The organism is Gemmatimonadaceae bacterium (assembly GCA_035633115.1).
Taxonomy (GTDB): domain Bacteria; phylum Gemmatimonadota; class Gemmatimonadetes; order Gemmatimonadales; family Gemmatimonadaceae; genus UBA4720.
In genome coordinates, this window is the sequence record DASQFN010000058.1 from 178,922 (window position 1) to 200,291 (window position 21,370).

At 62.2% G+C, this 21,370-nt stretch carries 14 protein-coding genes; 10 read left to right on the top strand and 4 right to left on the bottom strand.

What is annotated here, in order from left to right:
* Positions 1-138 precede the first annotated feature (138 nt).
* The 4 genes from VES88_08220 to VES88_08235 are packed head-to-tail and all read right to left on the bottom strand — an operon-like array spanning position 139 to position 4,479.
* Complete coding sequence (locus VES88_08220) at positions 139-1,041, bottom strand: MlaD family protein (protein ID HYN81472.1); 903 nt, start codon at positions 1,039-1,041, stop codon at positions 139-141.
* The gene (locus VES88_08225; protein ID HYN81473.1) at positions 1,038-1,802 is read right to left on the bottom strand and encodes an ABC transporter permease; all 765 of its coding nucleotides are present in this window, start codon (positions 1,800-1,802) and stop codon (positions 1,038-1,040) included. The genes VES88_08220 and VES88_08225 overlap by 4 nt, the downstream gene beginning before the upstream one ends.
* Complete coding sequence (locus VES88_08230) at positions 1,799-2,881, bottom strand: LptF/LptG family permease (GenBank protein HYN81474.1); 1,083 nt, start codon at positions 2,879-2,881, stop codon at positions 1,799-1,801. The genes VES88_08225 and VES88_08230 overlap by 4 nt, the downstream gene beginning before the upstream one ends.
* Positions 2,878-4,479, bottom strand: a complete 1,602-nt coding sequence (locus tag VES88_08235; GenBank protein HYN81475.1) for an LptF/LptG family permease — start codon at positions 4,477-4,479, stop codon at positions 2,878-2,880. Before VES88_08235 ends, VES88_08230 begins: the two co-directional genes overlap by 4 nt.
* Positions 4,480-4,482: 3 nt before the next feature.
* On the opposite strand from VES88_08235, the gene sprA reads away from it, so the two are divergent.
* From sprA to VES88_08285, 10 genes are all read left to right on the top strand, one after another.
* Positions 4,483-10,911, top strand: a complete 6,429-nt coding sequence (gene sprA, locus VES88_08240; protein HYN81476.1) for a cell surface protein SprA — start codon at positions 4,483-4,485, stop codon at positions 10,909-10,911.
* Entirely contained in the window at positions 10,908-11,801 is an 894-nt protein-coding gene (locus VES88_08245; GenBank protein ID HYN81477.1) for a M28 family peptidase, read from the top strand. The genes sprA and VES88_08245 overlap by 4 nt, the downstream gene beginning before the upstream one ends.
* A 170-nt stretch (positions 11,802-11,971) precedes the next feature.
* Entirely contained in the window at positions 11,972-12,538 is a 567-nt protein-coding gene (locus VES88_08250; protein ID HYN81478.1) for a helix-hairpin-helix domain-containing protein, read from the top strand.
* Positions 12,535-14,361, top strand: a complete 1,827-nt coding sequence (locus VES88_08255) for an ATPase, T2SS/T4P/T4SS family (GenBank protein HYN81479.1) — start codon at positions 12,535-12,537, stop codon at positions 14,359-14,361. Before VES88_08250 ends, VES88_08255 begins: the two co-directional genes overlap by 4 nt.
* Positions 14,362-14,512: 151 nt before the next feature.
* A complete protein-coding gene (locus VES88_08260; protein ID HYN81480.1) occupies positions 14,513-15,727 on the top strand; it encodes a type IV pilus twitching motility protein PilT in 1,215 nt (404 codons plus the stop codon).
* A 3-nt stretch (positions 15,728-15,730) separates the two neighbouring features.
* Complete coding sequence (locus tag VES88_08265) at positions 15,731-16,927, top strand: type II secretion system F family protein (GenBank protein HYN81481.1); 1,197 nt, start codon at positions 15,731-15,733, stop codon at positions 16,925-16,927.
* An 88-nt stretch (positions 16,928-17,015) separates the two neighbouring features.
* Positions 17,016-17,411, top strand: coding sequence for a hypothetical protein (locus VES88_08270; GenBank protein ID HYN81482.1), 396 nt, complete (start codon positions 17,016-17,018; stop codon positions 17,409-17,411).
* Positions 17,404-17,988, top strand: coding sequence for an RES family NAD+ phosphorylase (locus tag VES88_08275; protein HYN81483.1), 585 nt, complete (start codon positions 17,404-17,406; stop codon positions 17,986-17,988). The genes VES88_08270 and VES88_08275 overlap by 8 nt, the downstream gene beginning before the upstream one ends.
* A 63-nt stretch (positions 17,989-18,051) precedes the next feature.
* Positions 18,052-19,749 carry an O-antigen ligase family protein gene (locus VES88_08280; protein ID HYN81484.1) on the top strand — a complete coding sequence of 566 codons (1,698 nt, stop codon included), beginning with the start codon at positions 18,052-18,054 and terminating at the stop codon, positions 19,747-19,749.
* A 270-nt stretch (positions 19,750-20,019) separates the two neighbouring features.
* Positions 20,020-21,297 carry a M28 family peptidase gene (locus VES88_08285; protein ID HYN81485.1) on the top strand — a complete coding sequence of 426 codons (1,278 nt, stop codon included), beginning with the start codon at positions 20,020-20,022 and terminating at the stop codon, positions 21,295-21,297.
* Positions 21,298-21,370: the final 73 nt, after the last annotated feature.

The following is a 21,370-nucleotide window of genomic DNA, read 5'->3' on the forward strand; positions in this document are numbered from 1 at the left end:
TGTGTTTGTGACTCAGCTCGGGCTGAAAGGCCCGAGCCGCGCGGGCTGTTCCCCCCAACTGGTTTTCTCTGCTCCTCTGCGTCTCTGCGGCAAGCGGTTCTCTGCTACCTCCGCCATCTCGAAGCGACTCTCACCCTTTTAGAAGATGCTGAGGTTGATGTAGCGCTTCGGATTCCGCTTCAGGTCGACCATTATCGAATCCATGTGCTGAATCAGCGCGCGCACGTCGTTGTACGCCCCGGGATCGTTCAGCGCGAGACCTACTGACCCCTGCCCGGAGTTGGCTTTCGTCACGATCGAATCGAGCTTCGCGCTGGTCACCCTGAAGTCCGCCGCGAGGGCCGCCATGTTCGCGCTCGTCTGGCGCACGTTCGTCAGAGTCGAATCGATCTTCGCGGAATCGACGCCCGACGTCGCCCGGCGAAGCGACGCCTGTGTCAGCGTCAGCTGCCGGTTCTGCTCCGCGGCGATTCTGCTGAAATCCGATACCAGCCGGTTCATGTTCAGCACCAGCTGATTCGACGAAGCGAGACTCTTCCGTAGGTCCGTCACTCCTCCCGCCGCGATGAGCTCGCGCTGCAGCGCCGTCGTGATCGCGTTGATGGATGTCGCTATCGAGTCGGCCTTGACGGTGAGCTGCGCGATTCCCGGCGACGATGGTCCTACCGGTATCGTGTCCTCTTCCGGCACTGACTGAGGATTGGGGGCTTTCGGTGTCAGTGCGATGGCCATGTCGCCGAATATTCCGTTCGGAACGACCGTCGCCGTCGTGCCCCTGGGAACCTTGTACTCTCTGCCGACCCGAAACGTCGTCAGCACAGTTCCATCCTGTCTGAGCTCGACCTGGTCGACGTACCCGACGTTGACGCCCGCAAGGAGAACCGGCTGTCCCTGCTTGAGCCCTGAATTCCACGGGAATTTCGCGTAGAGGGCGTAGCCTTTCGAGAGGCCGCCACGCGCGAGCCATAGTGATCCGATGATTGCGACCATGACGGCGAGAGCCATCAGCAGTCCAACGAGTACGTCGTCTCGTTTCTTCATGCCTGGAGGTAGGGTGCGAGCAGGAGTGCGGTGAGCGCGTCGAGGACGAGTATTGCGACCGACGTGATGACGACCGCCTGCGCGGTGCTGCGGCCGACGCCTTCAGCACCGACATTCGCGGTGTAGCCCTCGTAGGAGCAGAAGAAAGCAATCGCCGCGCCGAAGATCGTCGCCTTAATGATACTATAGACTATCTGGAACGGCGCGAACGCGAGGCGCAGGCCCTCGGAGAATGCGGCGCTGGTCACGTCCGTTGCGACCACCGCGGTAAGGTAGGCCGTCCCGACGCCGATGGCGTCCGCGAGAATCACCAGCATTGGGACCATTACAACGGCGGCGATGAATCGCGGAACAACGAGGTAAGCGACAGGATCGTAAGCCAGTGTCTCCAGTGCGTCGATCTGCTCGGTCACGCGCATCGTTCCGATCTCGGCGGTGATGCGCGCTCCGACACGCCCGGTGAGGACAAGCCCGGTGAGCAGCGGACCGAGCTCGAGAATGATCGACTGCCTCGAGATCAACCCCACCACCGAGAGCTGGACGCCGCCGAAAAGCTGATAGCGCGTCTGAAAGGCGGTCACGGCTCCAATGAATGCGGCGACGATTGCGGCGAGCGGAAGCGAATCAACACCGATGTTCCGCATCTGTCTGATCGTCTCGCGGCCGTAAGTCCCCGGATCGAGAAATCCGCGGCCGATGTCGCGCATGAAATACACGCGCTCTCCAACCCGCCCGAAAAGAGACGAGACAGCGCGTATCAAGTTCGCACGCGCGCGAAAAGAATCAGTCCGAGGACCCCGAAGAAAATGCTTGGAACCCACGCGGCGAGCTCGGCGGGAAGCATTCCCTTGCCGCCGATCGCTTTCGTCATCTGCACCAGCATGATGAAGATCACCGTCGTGCCAAGAGAGATACCGATGCCGTACGCCGCCCCGCCGCGCTGTGTGCTCGTCGCCAGCGGCGCGCCGAAGAGCAGGATGACCATGCTGGTAACAGGGATCACGATCTTCAGCATTCGCTCGACCTTAAGCGAGTTGACGTCCCCGCCCGACCGTTCCATCGCGTCGATGAAGCGGCCGAGCTCCCGATACTCCATGTCGGTTGGCGCGCGTGAGGCCACCGTCAGCTGCTGTGGACGCTCGACCAGCCGGGCATCGCGCAGCGAGTCGAACGCATAAGTGATATTGAACATCGAATCGGTCAGCACATGCATCGTTCCCTGCGTGAGCTTCCACCCTTTGCGCGGGTCGTAATACGCGTTGCCTGCGTTCAGAATGTAGGTCGGGTAGTCCGGGCCTCTGCCTTTTCGCTCGATGGTGAGACCGTCTATCGAGTTTCGCTCGACGTGCAGCGTCTGCACCTTGTAGACTCTGCCTCGCTCCGCCGCGTAGGCAAAATTGTACCTCTCACTCTGCGTCGAGAACTTCTGCGTCTCCAGGAGCTCGAGCTTCCTTCGATTTGCCTGAGGAGTTATCTCGCCGAGTACAAGGCCGGCGACGGTTGCGATCGCACCTCCGACGAAGATCGGGGCAATGAAGCGGTAGAAGCTCACACCCGATGCCTTTGCCGCTGTGATCTCCGAATGGCGCGTCAGCGATCCGATGGAGAAAACGGTCGCGAACAGCACCCCCGCCGGAAGAATCAAGAACATGTAATCGGGCAGCGAGTAAACGTAGCTCAGCGCGATGTTCATCGCCGGGAGCTTCTGCGCCAGATATTTGTCGAGGTTGTCGGTGATGTCGAAAATGATCAGCAGCAGGGGAAAGCCGACGGCAGTCGCGACAAAAATCTTCCAGAACTCGGCGAAGACGTACCGGTCGAGCGGTCTTACAAGGCTCACGACGCGCTGGGTCGTGGTCCCGGTGACGCCATTGGCGCGCGGCGGCGCGCCAGCCCCAGCCGCGACCGGATTGAATCCAGCAGGTCGCGCACGTCCCCTCCGCGTCCGGACGTGTTCTCCTTACCCATGCGTGAGAGCAGCCAGATAGCGAGAGCGGTGAAGATCAGGTTCGCTCCCCACATGGAGATGAAGGGCGGGACAATGCCTCGCCTCGCGAGTGATTCTCCAGCGATGAGGCCAACGTAGTAGAGTGCGAAGACCACCAGGCTGACCCCGATGGTCAGGCCCACCCCGCCGCGGGGAAACCGCAGAGCTATCGGGGCGCCGAGCAGGAGAAACACGAAGCAGGCAGTGGCGAGCGCAAACTTTTTCTGGATCTCGACTTCGTAAGCGTTCTGACTTCTCCGGGCATCCTCGACGCGAATTCGAATGCCCTCGAGCGTGGCCGGGAGCTCCGCGGCCGTTGTAGCGCCGGTGTCGAGTCGCGACGCAGTTGCCCCGGCGCCGGCGGGCTGACCGTCGCTACGCCTCTGGAGAAATGGCGGCTTCGCGGAAGAGTCTGACGCGCGTGGCGCATGCTTCGGAGGCTTCGGGAACGTCAGTGCCTGGGCGCCGAGAGATTTTACTCCGATCTGGGCGAGCACTGCGCAGTATGCCTTCCCGAGTCCCACCGTCATCGGATCGTTCAACTTGGTCTTCAGGACATCCTCGCTCAGCTTTACTTTCCGGCGCTTCGCGTCCGCGAGCTTCTTGACGAACTCCCGCCGCGCATTGGCGAGCGTTTGACGCGCGACGGCCGCTTGCCGCTCCATCTCGCACACGGACATCTCACGCTCACCCTTGAAGCTGTCGCTCTTGCTCTTCTGGAACTCGTTTCCAACGCTCTTCACGCGAATCAGCTCGGTATCGAAGTACATCCGCTGGAGCTGTTCCGGCGTATTGACGGGAACGTCCTGAATCGTGCCGCTGTATAAAGTGAGCTGGAGGTCGGTGCGGTTCAGCGACAGCGCCATGTTGCCACTGTCGGCGTAAACCGTGCGGCGGCGGGTTGCGTCGCCGACGTCGTAGATCGTAACCTCTCGCATCCTGTTGGAAGTTTTGCTGAGGTGGTTGGCCCGGAGATAGAGCTTCCCGGGGCTCACCTCGTTGATGACCTGCTCGCGCAGCCCGAACGTAGGCTTCTTCTGCGCGATGTCCCCCTGAAGAGTGCGAAGCCGATGATTGGCGCGCGGGAGTACCTGATCGTTGAACAGGAGCATGAACAGGGTCATACCTACGCCGGCAATGAGCACCGGCTTCAGCACGCTGCGGAGACTCACACCCCCGGCCTTCATTGCCGTGATCTCGTTCTCCGAGGCGAGGCGGCTGAACGCGTACAAGGTCGATACGAGCACGGCCATCGGCATCGACAGGGCAACCGTGAGAGGCACCGAAAGCCCGAGGAATTCGCCGATGATACTCCAGGGCAATCCCTTCCCGACGAGCTCGCCGAAGCGCTTCGCGATGTACTGCAGAAGCAGCAACGAAGTGAGCGCGGTGAGGGCGAAGAAGAGGGGTCCGACGTGCTCCTTGAGGACGTATCTGTGGAGTATCTTCACGGGGTGAATCTAATACACCGCCGCCTGCTGTTCGTCTCGCTCGCGGCAGCTGTTTGGACTGCTGCAGCGAGCGCTCAGCAGGGCGGTGTGGCCAGGCCGGACACCGTCAACGCCCGGCGTTCGACAACTGCCCGGAAGGACACGATTCCGCCGAAGGACACCGTCCGTGTGCCCAGGGATACTGTCCCGGCGCCGAAGGATACGCTGCGGTTGCCCACCGACACCGCGAGAGAGCCGGCAGACACCACACTGCGACTGCCACTGCCTACAGTCGGGCGGCCGGCACCGCGTCCAAGGATACGGCTGGGCGGTGATTCGCTGGGACTGCGCCTGCCCCCGGTTGTATCGCGTGCGGACCGCGAAAGCTACCTGCAGGCGGTCGCGCAAATCGAGGCTGCCCGCGCAACGGCTTTTCAGCAGAACATGCGTGCCATCATCCAAGCCGTGTGGGGGCAGGTTGCAACCTCGAGCTTTGCGACGTCGGAGATTCCGCCGACGTTTGCGGGTGAAGCTCCTGCCGAGCCGAAGACCGTTGCAGACCGCGCGGGCGACATCATCTCGGAGCACACCGATCTCGCCCTCCAGTTGAACGGACGGATGGAATTCCGCGGCGAGAAGAACCAGAGCGCGCAATGCGCGGGCGGAATCATCAACCCCGTGTTCAACTGCCGCAGCGCGTTTGCGCCCCTTCTGGATTTTCAGTTCAACGCACGCTCCGGGGGAATCGTAGCGGAGCGCATTCACGTCGACGTCGACTATGACACGCAGCGGGAGTTCGACGCATCGAACAACATTTCCATCAACTATCAGGGGAAGGGAACCGAGCTCCTGCAGCGTCTCGAGATCGGCAACGTGACGTTTCAGCCACCGGTGTCGCGATTCATCACCGCGGGAATTCCCAGCGGGAACTACGGAATTCAGGCGATCACGAAGCTTGGACCTGCACGCGTTCGCACCATCCTCGCGCAGCAGAAGGGCAACATCGTCAACGATCGCGTGTTCACCGTTGGCGATCAGACTCTTCAGGCAGTGGACCGCCGGATAGAGGACCATCAATTCGAGCCGCGCCGGTTCTTCTTCACGGTTTCCCCAAAGCTGTTCGGCTCCGCCTATCCAAACATCGACATCCTGGACAGCAGGCGGATGACCTCGCTCGCCCTCTCGCTTCCGGATACGCTTCGGCCGACGAAGATCTTTCTCTATCGGCTGCTGATCGGCGGCCAGCCGCCGAATCCGAGCGGTCCCCAGTTCCGCATCATCGGCGACCCGCGGTCACGCCGCGGACAGGTTTACGAGCGTCTCCGCGAAGGGGTGGACTACTACGTCGATCCGTCGCAGCTGTGGATCGCCCTGGTACGCCCTCTCTCGCTCAACAACGAGCGACTCGTGGTCGCGTATCGCGTGAACGTCAACGGTCGGGATACGATTCACGTGACGACGGGCGGCACCCCCGATCTCGAGTACAATGCCAAGACAGATCAGCTGGCGAACCTGTTGTGGGATCCGCGAGTGACCCCGGATGATCCCGCGTTCGACCGGGAGATCAGAAGCATCTATCGCATAGGCGGGCCCGAGGTTCAGCGGCAGAGCGTGATCGTCAAGATCGTCACCGGAACGGGAGTCGATCAGGAGAAGGCAAACGACGAGACTGGCAACGCGGAAACTTTTCTCCAGCTTTTTCGCATCGCTCAGAAAACGAACAACTCGACATTCGACGTCGAGAACCGCCTCTGGCCCCGGCCCGCTGATCCGAATTTCGAGCTGAGCCTGGGCGCGTCGGCAACGCGGGTCATTCGCGACCAGTTTCTCGTTTTTCCGTCGCTCAAGCCTTTTGCCATCGACGGATTCGCCGGCCGGCTCAATCCCAGCAACGATACGATCTACACGACGCCGTCGGAGTACGTGAAATCGGCGCAGCGTCCGCTTTCGGTCTATCACATCCGCGCGCGCTATCAGGCTGAAGGGAGCGGCGACAGGGGCAGTCTGATGCTCGGCGCAGTGCAGCTGCGGCCGAACTCGGAGCGGTTGCTCATTGACGGAATCCCACTCGTGCGCGGCACCGACTACACGGTCGATTACGATCTCGGACGGGTTTCATTTGCGCGGCCCGATACGCTCTTCCCGCGGCCGCGTCAGGTGACGGCGCAGTTCGAGGAAAATCCGGTTTTCGCCGAGACTCCGACATCCATCTTCGGCGCGACAGCGGAGTTCCCGCTCGCGCGCGGCAGCATCAACTTCACGGCAATCTCGCAGACGCAGAAGACAACGTTCAACCGGCCGCCGCTCGGCTTCGAGCCCGCCGGCTCGCTCGTTGCCGGCGTGACGGCGCTCTTCAACTTCAACGCCTCGCCGCTCACTTCGCTCGTATCACGGCTGCCTTACGGCGAGACTACGGTTCCGTCGCGGATCAGTGTATCGGGCGAGTTTGCCGCGAGTCGACCCGAGCCGAACGCCGCGGGTCAGGCGTACCTCGAATCGTTCGAGGGAGAAGGCGGAATCCAGGTGCCGCTGCTCGATACGCAATGGTACTACGGCAGCCAGCCGGCGCTGGGGCGCGACTTTGCCACGCGCTACGGATCTCAGTCGATCGATCTCACTCGCGCATCTACTCTCGCCTGGCAAAGCGATGGACTCGATGCGAACGGGCGCGCCATACGCTACACCATCGAGCAGATCGACCCGCAGACGACGCTCATCGGCACCGGACTATCCGGTCCGGAGCAGATGCTGTGGATGACGCTGTATCCGCTGTCGATAGGTGGATTGAGGGGAGAGGGAAACTTCAGATGGACCGTCGGCAATACGCCGAGTGGGCGACGATGGCGATCGATTCGCACGCCTCTCGGCGCCACGGGGTCGGATCTTTCGCGCGTCGAGAACATCGAGTTCTGGGCGCAGATCAACGTGTCGCCCGTCAAGCGTGCAAAGAACCCGATTCTGATGATCGACTTCGGCGACGTCTCGGAAAATTCCGTCACTTTCGCGCCTGATACAGCGATCATCCGCCGCACCGAGGGCACTTCCGCCGGACGCGACACCACGTACACCGGCAAGAAGATTCAGGGCTTCGACGCCCTCGACAGCGAGCGCGACCAGTTGTCCCGCGCGTTCAACGTCGGCGTGAACGACAATGGTCTGCTGGGCGATCTCGCGGGCACGATAGTAATCGTTGCGGACACTCTTCCCGGAGCGCCGCCGTCCACGCGAACCGGCCACGCATTCGCGACGTGCCGCGGCGGCTACTTCTTCGTTCGCGTGCTCGGCGATTCGCGCGTGGATTGTACCGTAGCGAACAATCGTCTCGACGAGGAGGACATCGATGGCGACGGCGTTCTCAACCTCACTGGAGCGGAACGCGAGCAGGAGGAGCTGCGGCGCTACATCGTCAACCTCGGGGACGCTTCGAAGTACAATCGTGTCGGCCGTTGCTCGGTCGCTCCCCGTGTCGTCGTCGGTCCGCCGCCCGACAGCGTCTGTTGGGTATTGTTCCGGATTCCGTTCCGAACCCCTGACGATTCGATCGGGTTGCCTTTGCTCAGACGGATGAGAACCGTTCGACTCACGATGATCTCCGGCGACGCGCTCGGCGACGCCGAGTTCAGCCAGATCGCACTCGCTCGTCTTCGCCTGACCGGATCGCCATGGATCAAGCGGCGCGAGACCAGCCTGCAGGGCGTGGGCGCGGAGCAGCCCGGGTCGGGATTCATTAATGCGGGCGTGATCGGCACGCAGGACCGCGGTCTCGCGGCGGGCATCAGCTACGAATCGCCGCCGGGCGTCGTGGACGAGCCGGATACGAAGCGCTCGAATTTCGAGACTGACCGAATACAGGTCAACGAGCGGTCTCTCCGGTTAACCGCCGGCAATCTCGCGGTCTTCGACCGCGCAGAGGCGTATTTCCGCTTCCCTGAAGGCGAGAAGAATTTCATGGCGTACAAGGAGCTGCGCCTCTGGGCCCGCGGAATACGCAACGGCTGGGGCTCGAACGGCGACCTCCAGTTCTTCATCAAGATCGGCCGAGATCCCAACAACTTCTATCTCTACCGGACTACACTGAACGGCGGACCGGGACGGGAAGCGTGGCTCCCGGAAATCCGGGTTGATTTTCAGAAACTCTTCAAGCTTCGGGCGGAGATTCAGAACGCGTACCTGCAGGGCCGGGCGCGCAACACGTGCACTGGTCTGGACTCCATTCTCATTGCGAACACTCCTGTTCCGCCGACGGGTCTGCGCTACGTCGCGTGCTCCGGTGGGTACATTGCGTATACGTCGGACCCGGGTGTGAACCCGCCGAACCTTGCATCGGTCCAGGAGCTCGCTGTCGGAATGATTCGCACCGGCCTGGGAAGCTCTGGCTCTCCGATCGCGCCCGGCGACACGCTCGAGCTCTGGGTGGACGACATCCGGCTGGGCGGGGTTGTCGACGCTGCCGGCTTTGCGGGACAGATCGGCCTCTCCATTCTCGCAAGCGATTTTGCGGACATCCGCCTCAACCTCAGCAGGCGCGATCCGAATTTCAGACAGCTCGCCGAGCAGCCCACGTTTCTCACTGACAACAGCGTGAACGTCTCGTCGGCGTTCCATCTCGAGAAGCTTCTCCCGAAGTCGTTCGGACTGACGATTCCGTTCTCGGTCAACTACACTTCGGCCGACATCGACCCATTGTTCATGTCGCAATCCGATCTGGAGGGCGACATCATCGAGAACCTGCGCACTCCGCACACGAGCGCTACTTCAGTCAGCTTCGCGGTGGCTCTGGCGACGCCACTGAAGGATCACCGCCTTGCCGCGCTCCTCAACAGCCTGTCTCTCACCAGCACTTACACGTCGGCCGCAGCGCGCACCGAATACGAGGACGGGCGCGCGCATAACTTCACAATCGGGCTCGATTACAATCTCTCGCGGGCGTTGCTCTCCGGTCTTTCGCGCTTTGCGCCGGCGGAGCTCCATCTGACGAGCGTCTACACGAGGGGGAGCGACAGGCGAACAGCTTTTCTCAAGCCCGCGGGCGCGATCGACGACATCGGGCGTGAGATTGCAGGCGAAACGACTAACTGGCGCAACGGCACTTCGTTTCAGCTCAAGCCGACCAAAACGCTGAGCGGGAGACTCGACTTCAGCTCCGTTCGCGACCTTCGCGGATACGGCCTGGACTCCCCGCTAGGCGTAATCGCTACGGATGATCGCGACAGATTCCTCGGGGCTGACACGGGGCTCGAGCGGGAGCGGGACCTCCAGGCCGCAATCAGTTTCACCCCGATCGTATCGTCGTGGATCAAGCCGCGGCTCGACATCGGCAGCACCTATAACATGCTGCGCGATCCGAACACCCTGGGGTACGAGCGCGAGAGCGACACGACGCAGGCACTGCGTCTGCCGCTACGCCTCGGCAGCTCGCAGACCACGACCGCGGGAGTTACGATCGACCTTCCGCGTGCAGCGCGCGAGAACCTCGACAGCACCAGCATTCTCCACCGCCTCCTCACGGCCATCCAGCCAATCGACGTCAACTACAATAGAAGTCTCATCTCGGTGTTCGAGGGGACGCCCATATCTCCGCCGCTCTCGTACCAGCTCGCGTTGGGTGGAGGAACCTTCCGAGAGCTCGGCGGCCGGCCGGCCACGAGTGCGGGGCTGGTTCGGCAGATCTCGGCGACACATTCGATTCTGCTGCCGTTCGGCGCGAGCATCTCGAATCGCTACCAGCTCATCAACGCGCGGAACTGGACGCGCAGATTCGACGACCGCCGCGCGATCACCGACGGGACGCAGCTCGTATTCCCCGATGTTGCGCTGCGCTGGAGCATGAAGCCTGACCGGTTGCGGAGACTGATCGCGACCGTCGGAGGGAGCGCTCGCGCGGTTCAGACGAGACAGCTGAATTCAACTCAGCCGGAGTTCGAGCTCGCGGCGGCTGTTGCGGGAGCGGTGACTCCATTCAGCGGGCCGATCGGCGTCGATCGTGGAGAGACAGTCGTGACGAGCTATCCCGCGAACCTGTCGATTGTGTTTGCGGGCGCCAGGCCGTTGTCGTCGACGGTCGGCTACACGCTGTCCCGACGGAGAGAGACGCGGCCCGGGTTGAGCGCAAAGAGCGCCGACGCCGACGTCACCGTCGAGATCGCAAAGCCGTGGGCCCTCCCGCCGTCATGGAAGCCGCGCAGCGACCTGCGCACTCGCGTCAGCTATCAGGACACGCATGGTGATAACTTCGTGTTGAATCCGCTCTCGATAACCGAGGAGAGCCGGCTCAGCGACAATGGGAGACGGGCGATCAGCTTCAGCGCCGATACCGACGTCGCTGAGAACTTCGCCTCCAGCTTTGTCGTATCACGGGTTGAGAGCTTCGACAGAAACCTCAATCGTCGGTTCACGCAGACCGTTCTGAGCGCCGTGCTGCATTTGAAGTTCTACGCCGGAGACGTGCAGTGAGAAAAGCCGCGCTTGCATTCCTTCTTCTTACGGCGTGTGAGCGCGGCGGACCGAGGCCGGGAAAGTTCGACGGCGAGTCGGCGGTTCGCTACGCAAAGGCGCAGGTGGATTTCGGTCCACGCGTTCCCGGATCACCGGGTGCCCAGCGCGCCGGCGACTGGATTGTTGCGCGGATGCGGGAGCGAGCCGACTCCGTGATCGTCCAGAGCTGGACGCACACGCTGGCGGACGGGCGCCAGGTTCCGCTGCGCAACATTCTTGCGCGCTTCCGCCCCGATCTGCCCGACCGCGTGCTGTACGTGACTCACTGGGACACGCGACCGGTGAGCGACGAGGCCGAGGACCGGGTTCAGCGGACATTGCCGGTCCCGGGAGCGAACGACGGAGGGTCGGGTGTTGGCTTGCTTGTCGCGCTTGCCGACGCGCTGAAGAAAACGCCACCCGCGGTGGGTGTCGATTTGCTGTTCGTCGACGGCGAGGATTACGGAAATTTCGGGACGATGCAGGACGTCCTCATGGGATCGACGTACTTCGCGTCGCATCTGCCGAGTCCGAATTACCGGCCGATCTTCGGCGTTCTGTGGGACATGATCGGGGACAGGGACCTTCGCATCAAGCAGGAGCAGAACTCGGTTGCTCAGGCGCCCGAAGTTGTGCGACGAGTCTGGCAGGTTGCCGCCGAGCTCGGGCACGACGACGTGTTTGTCGCTGAGCAGACGCCGTATCCCATTACCGACGATCATATTCCTCTTCTGCAGGCGGGGCTGCGAGTTATCGATGTGATCGATTACGAGTACCCGTACCATCATCGGCCCACTGATACTCTCGACAAGATCTCGGCTCGGTCGTTGTCGATAGTCGGGGAGGTCGCTGAAGCTCTGGTTCGATAGCGGCATCCTGCTTTTGTGGCCAGGTTCCTGAGTTCAGCCAAGAATTGCAGCTAGCAAGCTCCCGCTGCTAGGCTCCAGCTACCAGCGTGTGCGGTTTACACTGCGCGAAATGGATGTCGCACCGAATCGTCCGATGCGTAGCGTTCGGCCGGGATTGTTTACGATGACTCATGCCGACCCCAGGCGAGCGAAAAGCGCTGCTCTTCCTCGGCGCCGTCGTCGTGCTCGGTGCCGGTGCACGCGGCGCTGCAGTCCTCCATGGTGACGCGCCACCTGATGCTGCCGCACGTCGCGCGCTCGACGCTCAGATAGAAGCGGTCGACTCCGCACGGCAACGCGTCGCGAGCAAGAAAAAAGGCAGAAAAACGGGGAAGGGTCGACGCACCAAGTCGGCCGAATCATCGGCGTCAATCGAACCCGGACCCGCCGCTCCCGTCGAGCCGGTCATCCCCGCGATCATCGACATGGATCTCGCGACCGCTGACGAAATCGAGACGCTCCGCGGCGTCGGTCCCGCGCTCGCGGGGCGCATCGTCGCCGACCGCGATTCCCTGGGTCCGTTCGGCAGCACCGAGGAGCTCCAGCGGGTGCGGGGAATCGGCGCCCGGCTCGCAAAGAAAATCGCTCCCCAGGTAACCTTTTCCCTCCTTCCGCGTCATCCCCGTACAGCAAGCGACGGGACGTCGGCGCCACCCAGGAGCAGACGGAAATCCCGCCGGGGGGACTCACAAAATTGACCGCTTCAGCCGCCACTTACGAACGACTAGGCGATCTACTCGTTCGTGACGGGCTAATCACGCGTGACCAGCTGAATCTGGCGCTGCAGGAGCAGCGCGAGAGCGGCATGCGCCTGGGCTACAGCCTCGTCGCCCTCGGCTTCGTCAAGGAAACCGACCTCACGAGAACGCTCGCCCGGCAGTACCGCATGCCCGCGGTCGATCTCACGAATTTCGAGGTCGACCCTCGCATCGCGCGCCTCATCCCCAGCGAGATGGCGTCGAAGCACCTCGTGCTCCCCCTCAAGCGCGACGGCCGCACCCTCACGGTCGCGATGGCCGACCCCACCAGCACCGGCGTCCTCGACGACCTCAAGTTCATCACCCGCTGCGACATCTTCCCCGTGATCGCGGGCGAGTACACCATCCGCCACGCCATCGAGCGCTACTACGAGTCGAACGAAGCGCAGATGGAAAACCTGCTCAAGGATATCGCCAAGTTCGGCGATACCGATATCGAGCTCGTCGAGCAGATAGAGGAGGACATGACGGCGGCTGCGCTCTCCATCGCGGTCCAGGAAGCACCGGTCGTCAAGCTCATCAACGCGCTTCTCACGGACGCCGTTGCCCGCGGCGCCTCGGACATTCACTTCGAGTGCTTCGAGCACGAGCTGCGAGTTCGCTACCGCATCGACGGAATTCTCCACGAAATCATGAAGCCGCCGCTCAAGCTTCGCTCGGCTCTCATCTCGCGCTTCAAGATCATGGCGAACCTCAACATCTCGGAGCGTCGCATCCCGCAGGACGGACGCATCAAGCTGAAGATCATGAATCGCGTCATCGACTACCGCGTGTCGACTCTTCCGACGCTCTTCGGTGAGAAGGTCGTGCTCCGAATTCTCGACAAGGGGAATCTCAACCTCGACCTCACGACGTTTGGCATCGAGCCCCGAGCCGAGCGTGAGATAATGGACGCGATCGCGAACCCGTACGGCATGATGCTCGTCACCGGTCCCACGGGCTCGGGAAAAACGACCACCCTGTACTCGGCGCTCTCGAAGGTCAACAACATCCACGTCAACATCATGACGGCGGAGGACCCGGTCGAGTACAACCTGTTCGGAATCAATCAGGTGCTCGTGCGCTCCGAGATCGGCATGACCTTCGCCGCCGCGCTGAGAGCGTTCCTGCGCCAGGATCCGAACATCATCATGGTCGGCGAGATCCGCGATCTCGAGACGGCGAGCATCGCCATCAAGGCCGCGCTAACGGGCCACCTGGTCCTCTCGACGCTGCACACGAACTCCGCCCCCGAGACTGTTACGCGTCTGATGGACATGGGAATCGAGGGATTCAATGTCGCGTCGGCAATCAACCTCATCGTCGCCCAGCGACTAGTCCCGAAAATCTGCCTGAGCTGCGCCGAGAAGTACGTGCCGGAGGGTCCCGAGCTGGCGATGGCAAAGGTCAACGCACGGACAACGATGCGGGAGCTGCAGTTCAGCGACGTGGCCCTTGCCGATACAAAGCTGCATGCCGCACGTCACGCCGCTCCGCACCTTCAGAAAGTCACACTCGACACTCCGATCGGCGATCTCCCGTTCTTCCGCGGTCGGGGCTGCGACGCATGCCAGGGCACGGGGCTCAAGGGGCGGCAGGGGCTCTACGAGACAATGAACATGACCCAGCCCCTGCGCCGGCTGATCATGCAGAACGCAGGCGCTGCCGAAATCGGGAAGCTGGCAATTGCAGAGGGGATGCTGACGCTCCGCATGGACGGCTGGCTCAAGGTGATAAAGGGCATCACTACCCTCGATCAGGTTATCCGCGAGACCAGCATCTGATGGCGCTACCGTGCCTTCTGCTTACCGAAGAGGCCCCACAATCGTCCCTCAGCGGGGACCTTTCCAGCAGCAGACCGGAGAACAGCCAATGACTGCATCGCCGGCGCGTGCCGCGCCAGCTACGCCCGCACGTCTCAGCCCCCTCGTCCCGGTGAGTTCATCCGCCGAGTCGCCGGGGCAGGAGCCGCCTCTGGCGCATCCTGTTGTCGGACGGGCGCCGCCCGCTCTCGCAGTCAACCTGCGCGTTCTGCTCGATGAGATGGTGGCGTCGAAAGCGTCGGATCTGCACATCGTGGCCGGCCAGCCGCCAAAGCTGCGCATCGATGGCGACATCACCAACGCCTCGACGGGAAACTACCTCAGCACAAAGGACACTCTCCAGCTCGCCTACTCGGTTCTCACGGAGGACCAGAAGAAGCGATTCGAGCAGGAGGACGAGCTCGATTTTTCATTCGGCATTGCCAACCTTGCGCGCTTCCGCGGCAATTGCTTCCGGCAGCGCGGCTGCGTTTCGATGGTGATTCGACAGATTCCGTTCGACATCAAGGGCTTCCAGGAGCTGGGACTCCCGCCCGCCATCGCGAAGATGGCGGAAAAGCCCCGTGGTCTGGTGCTCGTCACAGGGCCAACCGGCTCCGGAAAGTCGACGACCCTCGCAGCGGTGATCGACAAGATCAATCACGAGCGAAAGGGTCACATCATCACGGTCGAAGATCCCATCGAGTTCATCCACAAGCACCACAGCTGCCTGATCAATCAGCGCGAAGTGGGCACCGACACGAAATCTTTTGCCAACGCGCTCAAGTACGCTCTCCGCGAGGATCCGGACGTGATCCTCATCGGTGAGATGCGGGACCTGGAAACTATTCAGGCCGCGCTCACCATCGCCGAGACGGGGCACCTCGCGTTCGCCACGCTGCACACGAACTCGGCCGCCGAGGCTATCAACCGGATCATCGATGTCTTCCCTCCGCACCAGCAGTCGCAGGTGCGGGCGCAGCTGGCGTTCGTGCTCGAGGGGATCGTGACGCAGACGCTCGTTCCGCGCGCCACTGGGCGAGGGCGCGTTCTTGCGGCGGAGGTTCTGATAATCACGCCGGCGATCCGCGCGCTGATTCGTGACGACAAGATCCATCAGATCTACTCGTCGATGCAGGCGGGCAAGAAGTGGGGGATGCAGACGCTCAACGACTCGCTGTACGCTCTCTACATGGGTCGCGAGATCACGGCCGATGAAGCGCTGCGCGTGACGAGCGCCCCCGACGAGTTCAATCGCATGATCGGCCGTGAGCCGACCGGGCACGACGAAGGCGTCCTGGTACGGGGCGTCGTCAAGATGCACGAGAAAGTAGCGAGGGCCCGGTAACAGATGACGAGCTTCACGTATACGGCGCGGTCGTTCTCCGGCGACCTCAAGTCGGCTACGCTCGAGGCATCGTCGCGTGACGACGTAATCGCACAGCTTCGCCGCCAGCGCCTGAGCGTCGTCAAGATCGACGAAGCAGCAGCAGCGAAGAAGGCGCGGCGCGGGCACATCAGGATGCGCGACGTGGTGATCTTCACGCGCCAGTTCTCGACAATGATCAATGCCGGACTGCCCCTCGTTCAGGCGCTCAACATTCTGGCCGAGCAAAGCCAGAACAAAGTGCTTTCGGACGTGACGCGGAAGGTGGTGTTCGACGTTGAGTCGGGTAAGACCGTTGCCGACGCGATGGGCAAGCACCCCCACGCGTTCAGTCCGCTGTACGTGAACATGGTCGCAGCGGGTGAGGCGGGCGGTATCCTGGACACGATTCTGATGCGTCTCGCCACATTCATGGAGAAGAACGATGCGTTGATTCGGAAGGTGAAGGGCGCGACGATCTATCCGAGCGTCATCATGAGCATAGCGGCAATTGCCGTCACGGTGCTGCTGGTGTTCGTGATTCCGGTGTTCGAGAATCTGTTCACTTCCGCCGGTCTCGCTCTGCCTCTGCCGACGCGCGTGGTGATGGCGCTGTCGCGGTTCCTGAAGGGCTACTGGTACGTCGTGATCTCGGTTGTCGTCACCGCGTTCTTCTTATACAAGCGTTACGCGGCGACGCCGAATGGTCGCCTGAACATCGACAAGATTCTGCTGAGGGTGCCGGTGCTTGGGGACGTGATCAGGAAGGCGGCCGTGTCGCGGTTCACGCGTACGCTCGGCACGCTGGTCAGCTCCGGCGTGAGTATTCTCGACGGCCTCGAGATTACGGCAAGGACAGCGGGCAACCGGGTGGTGCAGGATGCGATCATGGAATCGCGCGCGTCGATCGCCGGCGGTGACACGATTGCCCAGCCGCTCAAGAAGTCGGGTGTATTCCCCCCGATGGTGATCTCGATGATCTCGGTTGGAGAGCAGACGGGAGGTCTGGACGAGATGCTGTCGAAGATTGCCGACTTCTACGACGACGAGGTCGACGCGGCGGTGAGCAACCTGCTCAGCCTGCTGGAGCCGATGATGATCGTGTTCCTCGGCGTCGTGGTGGGAGGCATGGTCGTGAGCATGTATCTGCCGATCTTCGACATGATCAACGCGGTGCAATAGAACCCGGGTATTGGAGCCTTGCCCGCCACAGACCCTACTCAACATATTTGTTGAGTAGGCTCACCGTTTTGTATCGCGGTCGACAGACATGTCAAACATCGCACTGAAGACCCCTCTTCCAAAATCGCTCGACCTGGCGAATCCGGCGCACCTGGCGGCCATAAGGAAATACAAGTTCCTGGTGGCGCGCTCGGTTTTCAGCAGCGATTCCGCCATGGCCGACGCGTTCGGGGTCGATCGCAGCAACATGGCGCGGTGGAAGGGTGGCGCAGGACTTAGTCCTGAGCATTCCGACCGAATCGAAGGTATCGAGACGGTGGTCGCGCTCCTGCTCGAAGTCCTTTCGCCGTCAACGATTCCCAAGTGGCTCAGAGGAATCAACGCGCACCTGGACAATCGCCGTCCCCTTGACGTCCTAATGGCAGGGCGCCTTTCCGAGGTAATTGCGGCTGTGGAGAACGAGCGAAGCGGAGCGTTTGCCTGAGCCGTTGATCTCGCTGTGGCGAGTCTTCCCGTTTGACCCCGCGGCCGAGGCTGGCGAGATGTTCAGCGCCTCCCGCGTGCCAGCGAATCAAGGTGCGGGTCGGTTCGACATCACGCACCTCACCCCAGCCGGGTACTTCGGCGAATCGCCTGCCCACGCCGTCGCCGAAGTCATTCAAGGCCTGCGAAATCAAGTGCTGGATAAGGCCGACCTCATTCGCTCGAGAAGGCGGCTCGCGCTCGTGCAGGGCGAGCTGAACGCACCAGCCATCGGCAGGCACGCACATGGAATCGCAGATCTCTGTGACCCGCGCGTGTTGGCCGAGTTCGAGATTCGACCCGACGTTCTGGCCGGCTCCGACGTCCGGGCGACTCAACGAATTGCCGAGAAGCTGTACAAGCAGCGCTTACGGGGGTTCAGATGGTGGTCATCTCTTTTTGGCGACTGGCACACGACAATTCTCTTCGATAGGCGGCTGGGGAAGAGGCACCTTCGTTTCGGCAATCCAGCGCCGCTGACCCTCGATAGTGAGGGAGTTGTTCAGGCTGCCGAACGGCTCACGATACGACTGGCGTGATTCGTTTCACAAAGCGGCTGAGCGGCTGAATTCGTTCTTTGAGTAGCGATGTAATATTCGTGCATGGCAAACCGGATCGCGGCGATCCTCCTTCAAGTGGGCATCGTTGCTGTAATAATTGCCGCCGCGCCGTATAAGCTCTTCGAGCTCGACCGCTATTTCGTTCCCAAGGAGCTTGTCCTCCACGTAGTCGCGCTGTTCATCGCGATTGTTCTCGTCGTCCGGCGGCGCACCATCAGCATCGATCTCCCCGATGCTCTGATCGCACTCTTCCTCGCCTGGAGCGCCGCGTCCGCACTCTTCGCCACAAATCATTGGGCGGGCCAACGCGCGCTCGGACTCAGTGTCTCGAGCGCGCTGATCTTCTGGGGCGCTCGCAGGCTGGGCACACTCGAGATGTTCCGTCCGATCCTTATCGCCGCTGCGTTTGCGACCGTTCTCGCCTCCGCCGCTTCACTCGCACAGACTTACGGATTCCAGACGGACTACTTCAGCCTCAACCGCGCACCCGGCGGAACACTCGGCAACCGAAACTTCGTTGCCCACATTGCCGCGATAGGATTGCCTGCAGTCGTTTGGTCCACCGTTACGTCGCGACACTCGACCGGCGCGCTGCTCGGCTCACTTGGCGTCGGTGTGCTCGGCGCCGCGCTCGTGTTGTCACGCTCGCGCGCGGCGTGGCTCGCCGTGGTCGCGTGCGTGATCGTGCTTGCCGGACCGCTCTTCGTATCCCGCAATTACTGGGAAGGCGCTCAGGTCGGCGGACGGCTCTCGCAGGTGCTCCTCGCCGGCGCGCTCGGCGGTATCGTCGCGATAGCTCTCCCGAACAAGCTCAACTGGGCGAGCGATTCGCCGTATCTCGATTCCGCCCGCGGGATGGTCGATTATAGCACAGGGAGCGGACGCGGCCGTGTGGCGCAGTACGAGAATTCATTCCGCATGGCGAGGGCGCATCCGGTCTTCGGAGTAGGGCCCGGCAACTGGCCCGTTCGCTATGTACGATATGCTCCAGCAAACGATCGCTCACTCGGCGACGATGGCATGACTGCGAACCCGTGGCCGAGCAGCGACTGGGTCGCCTTTGTTTCGGAGCGGGGATTCGTTGCGGCGATCGCGCTCCTGCTCGTCTTCGTAACGCTGTTCTTCAGGGCATTTCGAGGTTGGCGCGAGGGCGGGGATGGTTCTGTGGCGGGGGAGCCGAGCGTTCCAGGAGAGCCGGCGCGGCCGCCCGCAAACGGCGAACGCAACGTTCCAGCAGATGCGGGCATGGTGACCGGCAACGGAGTGCGCCGGCGGGTTGTCAGCGATCGCGTTCTTCTCAAGCTTGCGCTCGCCGGAACGATCGTCGCCACGATCGTGGTGAGCGCATTCGACGCCGTCCTTCTGCTCGCCGCACCCGCGTTTCTGATCTGGAGCGTCGTGGGCGCCGCAACGGGAGGAAGGGTACGCCCGCGGCCCGTGGAGCTGTCCGACAAGGCTTGGCGAATTGCTGCTGCTGGAACGCTGCTGATCGTGATCGCATCGGCTGCGCGAAGTGCGACCCAGATGCGATCGATGGCCATCGTTGGCCGCGGTGGCCAGACGGCGGGATGGTTGCGCGGCGCAGCGTGGGATCCAGCGAGCTATCGCATCAACATTCGCGTCGCGGATTTGTTGTCCCGGCGCGGCCGGTGCGCCACCGCGCGCCCACACGCGAGGCGAGCTCTGGCCCTGTTCCCACATTCCCCGGCGGCGAAGCGCCTCGTAAGGCGTTGCCGGTAGGCTCTTGTCGCGGCGGATAGCTCGCAGCGGTACGGTTTGATTTGAGAGCAGAGAGTTTTATGGATCCTATTGCCAGTTTTATCAGGCCCACTCAGTGACCCAAACGCCGAACTGAGCGTTATGCCAAAACTGGCAATGAGATCCATAAAACTCTCTGCTCTCAAATCAAACCGTACCAGTACTGGATACCTGGGTCGCTGGCCGCTGACCGCGCAGCGAATTAGGATTCGATCCACTATGCAGATCAGCCAGGGACGTCTCAGAAAATCAATGCGACACCTCGGCGCCGTCGCCGTCCTCGTCGCTGTTACCGCCTGCACCTCGGCCTATCAGGCGCCCCCGGGTCCACCGAACGCAGACTCGACGGCAATCCTCCGCGATATCGCTTATCTCGCCAGCGACCAGCTCGAAGGCCGTCTTACCGGAACGCCGGGGAACGACACCGCCGCCGCGTACCTTGCCCGCCGGTACAAGACGCTTGGGCTCGTCGCACCGTTCCCCGGCTACCTCCAGCCGTTCGAAGCGCGCTCGGCCGCCGATGCACGTGCCGGACGCACCGAGCCCCGGCGCTCGCAGAACGTTGTCGCCCTCGTGAGGGGCAGAGATCCGGTGCTCCGCGAAGAGTATATAGTAGTGGGCGCGCACTTCGATCACCTCGGACGCTCCACCACGTTCGCGCAAGACCCTGACGCAAAGGACGCAATCCGGAACGGCGCCGATGACAATGCGTCCGGCACTGCCGCGGTAATGGAGCTCGCGCGACTGTTCGCGATGAATCCGCCGCGCCGCTCTGTGATCTTCGCAAACTTCAGCGGCGAGGAGCTCGGCCTTCTCGGCTCACAATATTTTGTCGCCCATTCGCCCGTGCCGATAAACCGCATCGTCGCAATGCTCAACTTCGACATGGTTGGCCGCCTCCAGAACGACAGGCTTACTGTGTACGGGACGGCGACCGCCACCGAGTTCAAAGCGCTCCTCGACAGCGCGAACGCAGCGTCGGCAAACGGTGCGCTGAGGCTGACAGGAATTGGCGACGGATTCGGCCCGTCAGATCAGTCATCGTTCTACGCGAAGGACATCCCCGTCCTGCATTTCTTCACGAATCAGCATGAGGACTACCATCGGGCTACCGACGATGTGGAGAAGATCAACTCGTCGGGCACAGCCCGCGTCGTGGATCTCGCTTACAGAGTGGCGCGATCGATTGCTGAGCGGCCGTCGCACCTCACTTTCGTGAAGACGGCGGCGCCAGTGCGATCCATGAGCCGGCAGGGGTCGCAGACCTACCTCGGCTCTGTTCCCGACATGGCAGCCACCGACGTTGTTGGAATGCGTCTCATGGCGGTGAGGCCGGAAAGCCCGGCCGACAAGGGTGGGCTGAAAGCCGGTGACGTCATCGTCGAATTCGGTGGGAAGCCGGTAAAGGATCTTTACAGCTACACCGACGCTCTCTACGCGCACAAACCCGACGATGTAGTGAAAGTCGTTGTCATGCGCGGCGGCAAGCGCATCGAGCTGAGCGTTACGCTCGGCAAGCGCGGCGGGTAATAACAACAACTGAGAACTACACGCGACCGCTGATCGCTAAGCGCTCAGCGCTGCGTGCTCAAGCGGAACATCG